Origin of the sequence: Gibbsiella greigii, assembly GCF_039540155.1 — a bacterium.
Classification (GTDB): domain Bacteria; phylum Pseudomonadota; class Gammaproteobacteria; order Enterobacterales; family Enterobacteriaceae; genus Gibbsiella; species Gibbsiella quercinecans.
In genome coordinates, this window is sequence record NZ_BAABEM010000006.1 from 714,838 (window position 1) to 723,469 (window position 8,632).

General features: G+C 53.6%; 7 protein-coding genes, 2 tRNA genes and 2 pseudogenes. 7 read left to right on the forward strand and 4 right to left on the reverse strand.

What is annotated here, in order from left to right:
- Nucleotides 1–367: 367 nt before the first annotated feature.
- The 4 genes from AC559G_RS06515 (at nt 368) to yjiA (ending at nt 4,981) form a co-directional block, all read left to right on the forward strand.
- Complete coding sequence (locus AC559G_RS06515; RefSeq protein ID WP_498911941.1) at nt 368–1,288, forward strand: Kdo(2)-lipid IV(A) acyltransferase; 921 nt, start codon at nt 368–370, stop codon at nt 1,286–1,288.
- Nucleotides 1,289–1,571: 283 nt separating this feature from the next.
- The gene (locus AC559G_RS06520) at nt 1,572–3,722 is read left to right on the forward strand and encodes a carbon starvation CstA family protein (protein ID WP_438598204.1); all 2,151 of its coding nucleotides are present in this window, start codon (nt 1,572–1,574) and stop codon (nt 3,720–3,722) included.
- A 65-nt stretch (nt 3,723–3,787) separates the two neighbouring features.
- Nucleotides 3,788–3,991, forward strand: a complete 204-nt coding sequence (locus tag AC559G_RS06525; protein ID WP_004953088.1) for a YbdD/YjiX family protein — start codon at nt 3,788–3,790, stop codon at nt 3,989–3,991.
- Between the two features lie 18 nt (nt 3,992–4,009).
- The gene (gene yjiA, locus AC559G_RS06530) at nt 4,010–4,981 is read left to right on the forward strand and encodes a GTPase (RefSeq protein ID WP_498911942.1); all 972 of its coding nucleotides are present in this window, start codon (nt 4,010–4,012) and stop codon (nt 4,979–4,981) included.
- Nucleotides 4,982–5,200: 219 nt separating this feature from the next.
- Here the strand turns inward: yjiA and AC559G_RS06535 are convergent, their stop codons facing one another.
- The 3 genes from AC559G_RS06535 to AC559G_RS06545 form a co-directional block, all read right to left on the reverse strand.
- A complete protein-coding gene (locus AC559G_RS06535) occupies nt 5,201–5,530 on the reverse strand; it encodes a YciI family protein (RefSeq protein ID WP_438598206.1) in 330 nt (109 codons plus the stop codon).
- A gap of 154 nt (nt 5,531–5,684) precedes the next feature.
- Nucleotides 5,685–6,074, reverse strand: coding sequence for a DUF4260 domain-containing protein (locus tag AC559G_RS06540; RefSeq protein WP_498911943.1), 390 nt, complete (start codon nt 6,072–6,074; stop codon nt 5,685–5,687).
- A gap of 296 nt (nt 6,075–6,370) precedes the next feature.
- A tRNA-Ser gene (locus AC559G_RS06545) sits at nt 6,371–6,460 on the reverse strand.
- A 93-nt stretch (nt 6,461–6,553) separates the two neighbouring features.
- Between AC559G_RS06545 and mtfA the strand changes: the two genes are divergently transcribed.
- From mtfA to AC559G_RS06560, 3 genes and pseudogenes are all read left to right on the forward strand, one after another.
- On the forward strand, nt 6,554–7,327 hold the full coding sequence (gene mtfA, locus AC559G_RS06550; protein ID WP_498911944.1) for a DgsA anti-repressor MtfA: 774 nt from the start codon (nt 6,554–6,556) through the stop codon (nt 7,325–7,327).
- Between the two features lie 116 nt (nt 7,328–7,443).
- Nucleotides 7,444–7,519, forward strand: a tRNA-Asn gene (locus AC559G_RS06555).
- 161 nt (nt 7,520–7,680) lie between these two features.
- A pseudogene (locus tag AC559G_RS06560) lies at nt 7,681–8,154 on the forward strand (tyrosine-type recombinase/integrase); the annotation flags it as partial.
- A 146-nt stretch (nt 8,155–8,300) separates the two neighbouring features.
- Here the strand turns inward: AC559G_RS06560 and AC559G_RS06565 are convergent.
- A pseudogene (locus AC559G_RS06565) lies at nt 8,301–8,489 on the reverse strand (transposase); the annotation flags it as partial.
- Between the last annotated feature and the right edge of the window lie 143 nt (nt 8,490–8,632).

Genomic DNA, 8,632 nt, shown 5'->3' on the forward strand with positions numbered 1-8,632 from the left:
CGATTGTTTATCCTTCTGGCGATAGACTTGCTATGAGCAGCCTTCCGTACAAAGGTGTTTATCCCGCCTTACTTTAAACGGTAGTAAGAAGGCCTTGCGGTGACTCAACCTATTTAGGCTATATCGCGTTTTATTGACACAATAACAACGTGGAATATATATACAAAATAATGGTTGCGGGTAAATATTATTTATGGCTGGCTGTGGAGTGTGTTTTTTAGCCATATATTCCCCTAAATACACCACCCCCGAATATAAAGCGATGGCATTATTGGAAAAAAAAACACGGTGAAAGTATGATTACCCTAGGCTAAATAAACTATTCAGGTTGAGGACTAGCGCCAAAATACCAGGAAGACAAAAGGCAATGTTATTAACCCCCACGTTTGATCGCGCTTTTCTACATCCCCGTTACTGGCTGCTATGGTTGGGCCTTGGCGTGCTTTATCTTTTAGTCTTGCTTCCCTACCCGGTCATTTACCGGCTGGGCCATTGGCTGGGGCGAATTGCCATGCGCTTTATGCCACGCCGGCTAGAAATAGCCCGGCGTAATCTGGCGCTCTGTTTTCCGGATATGCCGGTGCAAGAACGCGAGGCGCTGATCGTCAAGAACTTCGAATCCGTAGGCATGGGGCTGTTTGAGGTCGGCATGGCCTGGTTCTGGCCCGACTGGCGGATTGCCCGCTGGTTCCAGATCAGCGGGATGGAAAACATGCATCAGGCCCGCCAGAACGGCAACGGCGTTTTATTGATTGGGCTGCATTTCCTGACGCTGGAACTGGGCGCGCGTATTTTCGGCATGCAAAATCCCGGTATCGGCGTGCACCGCCCGCACAATAATAAGCTGATGGAGTGGGTGCAAACCTGGGGGCGGCTGCGTTCGAACAAATACATGATTGACCGCAAGGATGTGAAGAGCATGATTCGCTGCCTGAAACAGGGCGAGATCCTCTGGTATGCGCCGGATCACGACTACGGCCCCCAGAGCAGCGTGTTTGTGCCCTTCTTTGCCGTCGAGAAGGCCGCGACAACGACCGGCACCTATATCCTGGCGCGCATGGCTCGCCCCGCCATCGTGCCCTTTGTGCCGCGCCGTTTGCCGCACGCCAAAGGCTATGAGCTGATCGTGCAGCCACCGTTGCAACAGTTCCCGCTAAATGATGAAACCCAGGCCGCCGCGTATATGAACCGCGTGGTGGAAGAACAGGTGTTGCTGGCAACCGACCAATATATGTGGCTGCACCGCCGCTTCAAAACGCGGCCGGAAGGCGAACCTTCGCTGTATTAGGCGGTGCCCCGCAATAGGCCGTGGCACCGCGGCCTATTGCGGCGCCAGGCATCGTTTCCCCCTCACTCGCTTTCTTGCAAATACGCCGGGCAAAAACGGCCGCGCCACTCACGGCGATAAACCAACCGCTTAACGCACCATGCAACCGCTCACTGATAATCCGCTGCCTTGCCGTATCCGTGGTTGCGATGATGGCGTACCTCTTCTCCCTGCTGCAAACCTCACCGGCCCCCTGGCTGGATGTTGCAATAAAGTTTACAGCTCAAATAATTAAAGGTGTCTCATGAAAAGAGATGGAATTTTAAAACATATCCCGTGGATGATATTAGGGATCATTGGTGCGGCCTGCCTGGGCGTAGTGGCCTTACGGCGCGGCGAGCACATCAGTGCACTATGGATTATCGTCGCTTCCATCGCGGTGTATCTGGTGGCATACCGCTATTACAGCTTGTATATCGCCACCAAGGTGATGAAGCTGGATGCCAACCGCGCAACGCCGGCCGTGGTCAATAATGACGGCCTGAACTACGTGCCGACCAACCGCAATGTGCTGTTCGGCCACCACTTCGCCGCGATCGCCGGCGCCGGCCCGCTGGTTGGCCCAGTGCTGGCCGCGCAGGTGGGCTACCTGCCCGGCACGCTGTGGCTGCTCGGTGGCGTGGTGTTAGCTGGGGCTGTGCAGGACTTTATCGTGCTGTTTATTTCCTCACGCCGTAACGGCGCTTCGCTCGGTGAGATCATCAAGGAAGAAATGGGGCCGATCCCCGGCACCATTGCTCTGTTTGGCTGCTTCCTGATCATGATTATTATCCTGGCGGTGCTGGCGCTGATCGTGGTTAAAGCATTGGCGGAAAGCCCATGGGGGGTATTCACCGTTTGCTCAACGGTGCCGATCGCCCTGTTTATGGGCATCTATATGCGCTATATCCGGCCCGGGCGCGTGGGGGAAGTGTCGGTGATAGGCATCCTGTTGCTGGTCGCCTCGATTTGGTTCGGCGGCGTCATTGCGCACGATCCTTACTGGGGCCCCGCGCTGACGTTCAAAGACACCACCATTACCTTCACGCTGATCGGTTACGCGTTTATCTCTGCGCTATTGCCGGTATGGCTGATCCTGGCGCCACGCGATTATCTGGCGACCTTCCTGAAAATCGGCGTTATCGTCGGGTTGGCGATCGGCATTCTGATCCTTAACCCGGAACTGAAAATGCCGGCGGTCACCCAGTTTGTTGACGGCACCGGCCCGGTATGGAAAGGCACGCTGTTCCCCTTCCTGTTTATCACCATCGCCTGTGGTGCAGTTTCCGGTTTCCATGCGCTGATCGCTTCCGGCACCACGCCGAAACTGCTGGCCAACGAAACCGATGCACGCTTTATCGGCTATGGCGCCATGTTGATGGAATCCTTCGTCGCCGTGATGGCGCTGGTGGCTGCCTCCATCATTGAGCCGGGGCTGTATTTCGCGATGAACACCCCGCCGGCCGCGCTCGGCATTACCATGCCCGATCTGCATAAACTGGGCACCGAAGATGCGCCAATGATCATGGCTTCGCTGAAGGATGTTACCACTCATGCGGCGGCAACCATCAGCAGTTGGGGTTTTGTCATCAGCCCGGAACAAATCCTGCAAACCGCCAAAGATATCGGCGAACCCTCGGTGCTGAACCGCGCAGGCGGTGCGCCAACGCTGGCGGTGGGCATCGCGCATGTGTTCCATCAAATCATTCCCGCGGCGGATATGGGCTTCTGGTACCACTTCGGCATCCTGTTTGAAGCCCTGTTCATCCTGACGGCGCTGGACGCCGGCACCCGTTCCGGCCGCTTTATGCTGCAAGATCTGTTAGGAAACTTTGTGCCGTTCCTGAAAAAAACCGACTCGCTGGTTGCTGGCGTTATCGGCACCGCCGGCTGTGTTGGCCTGTGGGGTTACCTGCTGTACCAGGGGGTGGTCGATCCGCTCGGCGGGGTGAAAAGCCTGTGGCCGCTGTTCGGCATCTCCAACCAGATGCTGGCCGCCGTCGCGTTGGTATTGGGCACCGTGGTGCTGATCAAGATGAAACGCACCAAATACATTTGGGTGACAGTGGCACCGGCCATTTGGCTGCTGATCTGCACCACCTGGGCGCTGGGGCTGAAGCTGTTTAGCGACAACCCGCAGTTGGAAGGCTTCTTCTATCTGGCTAACGAATACAAGCGCAAAATCGCCGAAGGCGGCGATCTGAGCGCCCAGCAGATTGCCAATATGCAGCATATCGTGGTTAACAACTACACCAATGCTGGCCTTAGCATCCTATTCCTGGTGGTGGTTTACAGCATCATCTTCTACGGTATCCAGACTGCGCTGAAGGCACGCAAGACTCCAGAACGCACCGACAAAGAAACGCCATATGTGCCGGTTCCTGAGGGCGGCGTCAAAGTTTCGTCCTCGCACTAATGGTGATTTAACCGATACCCTGCATAATGAAGGTAAGTTATGCAGGGTATATTGGGAGAAGGCAGATGTTTGGAAACCTTGGCCAGGCCGGGAAGTATTTAGGGCAGGCGGCGCGAATGCTGGTTGGCGTGCCTGACTACGATACCTATGTGCAACACATGAAAGATAACCACCCGGACAAACCGGTGATGACCTACAAAGAATTCTTCCGTGAGCGCCAGCAGGCGCGTTACGGCGGCGACGGCAAAGGCGGCATGCGTTGCTGCTAGGCCGAATAAGGATAAACGATGGAACCCATTGCAGTTACCCTACTGACCGGCTTTCTCGGCGCCGGAAAAACGACCCTGTTACGCTATATTCTGAACGAAGAGCACGGCTACAAAATTGCGGTTATTGAAAACGAATTCGGCGAGGTGCCGATCGACGATGCGCTGCTTGGCGATCGCGCCAGCCGCATCACCACCCTGAGCAACGGCTGCATTTGCTGTAGCCGCGCCAATGAGCTGGCCGATGCGCTGCTGGATCTGCTTGATGGCATTGATAACGGCCAGCTGGCGTTTGACCGGTTGATCATTGAATGCACCGGCATGGCCGATCCCGGGCCGATCGCCCAAACATTTTTCTCACATGAGGTGATCTGCGAACGTTTTCTGCTTGATGGGATTATCACCCTGGTGGATGCCGTTCACGGCCAACAGCAACTCGATCAATTCAGCATCGCACAGGCGCAGGTGGGCTATGCCGATCGCATTTTGTTAACCAAAACGGACGTTGCACCGCCGCATGAAGGCGAAGCGCTGCGCCAGCGCCTGCAACGGATGAACGCACGTGCACCGGTTTACGACGTGACCCACGGCCAGATTGATCTGGCGGTGTTATTCAACGTGGAAGGCTTTATTCTGAACGACCGCCTTAACATCGCCACGCCGGCCTTCCGCCTGATCCCACAGCCGCAAAATAATATCCAGTCGATTGTGGTGTATCTCGATCGCCCGGCGGCACTGGGGCAAATTTCCGATCTGATGGAAAACCTGCTGTTGCAATACGCCGATAGCCTGCTGCGTTACAAAGGCATTCTCTGGATTGAAGACGAGCCACGCCGCCTGTTATTCCAGGGCGTTCAGCGCCTGTATAACGCCGATTGGGATCGCGAATGGGCGCCGGATGAAGAGAAAAAAAGCACCCTGGTGTTTATCGGCATCAACCTGCCGGAAAGCGAGATCCGTGAGGGCTTCGCCGGGCTGAACGTGCTTCAGTAAAGCGGCAACAGAATGGTGGTTGGCGTGGGATATCTGTTCAGGCCCGCCGCGGGATAATCTGGAGTAATTTGCCGATTTCACGTTTTCATCCCCCGAGCAGCAGGCTTTCATCGGCAGCTGACATACAGCATTCGGGCATAGCGTTCAGCGTGAGCGCCGATGCCTGGATGCCTGGATGCTACATAGTTCATAAATCATCTCGTCCTCCCTTAATATGCTTTAGTCCACTAAATCCTGCAGTTCACTGACTGTCGCTCCGCTGGATAATTCAGCCAGATGACCAAACAAAGGATCCCACTCCTGAATATCCAGTTCCGCGATGAGATTTTCCCGGGAAAACGGATCGGCATTGATCATCGCTTTTACTTCTTCAAGAGTGTCCGCCCTGAAAATGAGAAAACCTGCCCGCAACGGCGTATTTTTCAGGGGGCCGGAGGCTATGAGCTTCCCTTTCTGAATAAGATCCTTCAGATAGAGCACATGTTCTCGAACAAACGTATTCCACTCTGTTCCTGCTGGGTGATCCATTCTTACAATATAGATACTCATTATTTTCCCCCTCACTGTATGCATGATGTCTGGCGAGTGTAGAGAATAACGAGAATGGTTAAAATGGCCGGATAAGATGTACTGAAACAACCAGGCGTTGTTAATGCCGGATAAAATATGGCTCGTCTGAACGAGCCAATCAGGCCCGCGGTTGTTAGGCACCAGATCGCGCACGGCCAATGGGCCCCAGATGTGTAACGCCAAAGCCTGTGGAATCTTTAAGGCCATAGCCTAGCGCACGGTCAAAGCCAATGTGGGCCACCCAAATTATACCGGCTGTCACTGCCACGGGCATCGACAAAAAGATACCTGCTGCCAATATCACCAGGGCACCGATGAAAGAATGCGCGAAATTGTACAACACCGCGCCAATCCTCGAACTGGCTAAGTAGCCGCAGAAAGATAAATCTGGCGCAAAAAAGAACAAAGTAAAAATGCCCCAGCCGCTACCGAACTTCGTATAGGCAAGCAAACTGACCACGAGAACGCATACCCCTTCGACGCGAAGCAAAGCCCGCACGCCGCCTGATGTTGCACCTACCATAGTTTTTTCCTAACGCCTCACACCTGAGTTAAACCGCGTAGCACAGCGGTTCGGTTTGAATGAATGACTAGATCTGCATGTTTAATTCACACAATGAAGGATCACGCAGGAATACGCAGCAATTCTGCAGGCATAAAATGGCAAAAAAAGTTTTGCTATATGACCGGAAGGTCAACGTTACCCCATAACAGGATAACCCAATGCTAAAAAAGGAAAATCAGTAGGGTGTTTAGCTGCAGTTATATTCTATGTGGGTGGTTGATCACAGAAAAGTTATAGCGTAAGTGATTGAATAATGGCGGAGAGAGAGGGATTTGAACCCTCGGAAGGGTTGCCCCTTCAACGGTTTTCGAGACCGTCCCGTTCAGCCGCTCCGGCATCTCTCCAAGAAGTGCTTGCTATCATGCACCATTTTACGGCACTTTTGTAGAGTAAGCCCCCCAGCCGGATGTTCAAGTGACGACTTTACGAGCAACACGATGATTAAATGGCCGTGGAAAGCGAACCAACCGCAAGCAGAAACGCTTGCCTCTTGGCAGGATGCCTTGGCGATCCCCTTGCTGTCTTTGTTGAACGAACAAGAACAGCGGCGGTTAATTGCCGTTGCCAGCCAATTCATGCAAAACAAACGTATTGTGCCGTTACAAGGCCTAGCGCTGACATCGCAAATGCAGGCGCGCATCGCCCTGCTGTTTGCCTTGCCAGTGATGGAACTCGGGGCGGAATGCCTGGATGGCTTCAATGAAATTCTGCTTTACCCTTCGCCTTTTGTTGTTGAGGACGAATGGCAAGACGACATCGGCCTGGTGCATACAGGGCCGATCGTGCAGTCGGGCCAAAGCTGGGAACAAGGGCCGATCGTGCTCAACTGGAAAGATGTGCAAGACTCGTTTGATCTTTCCGGTTTCAATCTGGTGATCCACGAAGCCGCCCACAAGCTGGATATGCGCAACGGCGGTATTGCCACCGGCATTCCCCCTATTCCGATGCGCGACGTCGCAGCCTGGGAACACGATCTGCACGCCGCGATGGACAATCTGCAGGAAGAGATTGATATGGTGGGAGAAGAGGCGACCAGTATGGATGCTTATGCCGCTACCGATCCCGCCGAATGCTTCGCCGTGCTGTCGGAGTATTTTTTCAGTGCGCCGGAGTTGCTGGCCAACCGCTTCCCTGCCCTGTACCAGCATTTCAGCCGTTTCTACAAGCAGGATCCGCTGGCGCGTATACAGTGCAGTCTGGGCGATAATTAATCCTGACGCAGTTGACCACCGCTCATTGTTCAGATGCTGAGCAGTCGCGCTGAATTTACCAATTTTGCGTTGACACTCTTCGGGGGGCTGGATATGATGCGCCCCGTTCACACGATTCCTCTGTAGTTCAGTCGGTAGAACGGCGGACTGTTAATCCGTATGTCACTGGTTCGAGTCCAGTCAGAGGAGCCAAATTCTTGTTTTCATGCCGCTCTGCGAATTCTTATGTGATATCGATTCAATGAGTTAGCGTGAAAAGTCCTCCCGGTGCATTTTCAGTTTTCCCTCCGCATCGGGAGAATTTGGTGGTCAGATTTGGGGTCAAGTTGGTTCGATGACGGAGTGACCCCCATATGCCCCTTACCGACGCGAAAATTCGTACTCTCAAACCTTCCGATAAACCCTTTAAAGTCTCCGACTCCCACGGTCTGTATCTTCTGGTCAAACCGGGCGGCTCACGTCACTGGTATCTCAAATATCGTATTAACGGTAAAGAATCCCGTATTGGATTGGGTGCCTATCCTGCCATCTCCCTCTCTGATGCCCGGCAACAGCGTGAAGGTATCCGCAAAATGCTGGCGCTGAACATCAACCCGGCACAGCAGCGGGCCGCTGAACGTGGAGCCAGCGCACCGGAGAAAGTGTTCAGGACCGTGGCACTGGCGTGGCACAGGAGCAATAAAAAATGGTCGCAGAATACCGCTGACCGCCTGCTTGCCAGCCTGAACAATCATGTCTTTCCGGTGATTGGTCACCAGTCCGTCACGAAGCTTAAACCCCGTCATTTCATTGGCCTGCTTAAAGGCATTGAGGAAAAAGACCTGCTGTGAAGTGGCACACTGAATTTGGCCACCTGAACAGAGGTGATATGCTCACCTCAGAACAATACAGGTGCTCCAATGAAAAAAAGAAATTTTAGTGCAGAGTTCAAACGTGAAGCGGCTCAGTTGGTTGTCGAGCAGAGCTACACCGNATTTTCCTCTTCCAGTTCTTTGAGGCGGGTCATCATGGAAGCATCCATCCCGCCAAAGCGTGAACGCCACTTATAGAAACTGGCGTTGCTCATGCCATGCTCGCGGCACAGTTCGGCCACCGGCGTTCCTGCCTCGGCTTGCTTCAGAATGGACATGATCTGGCTGTCAATGAAACGTGATTTTTTCATAGAGATCTCCCCGGTTTGAAGTGGCACACTGAGTTTGGCCACCTTAACAGAGGTGATATGCTCACCTCAGAACAATACAGGTGCTCCAATGAAAAAAAGAAATTTTAGTGCAGAGTTCAAACGTGAAGCGGCTCAGTTGGTTG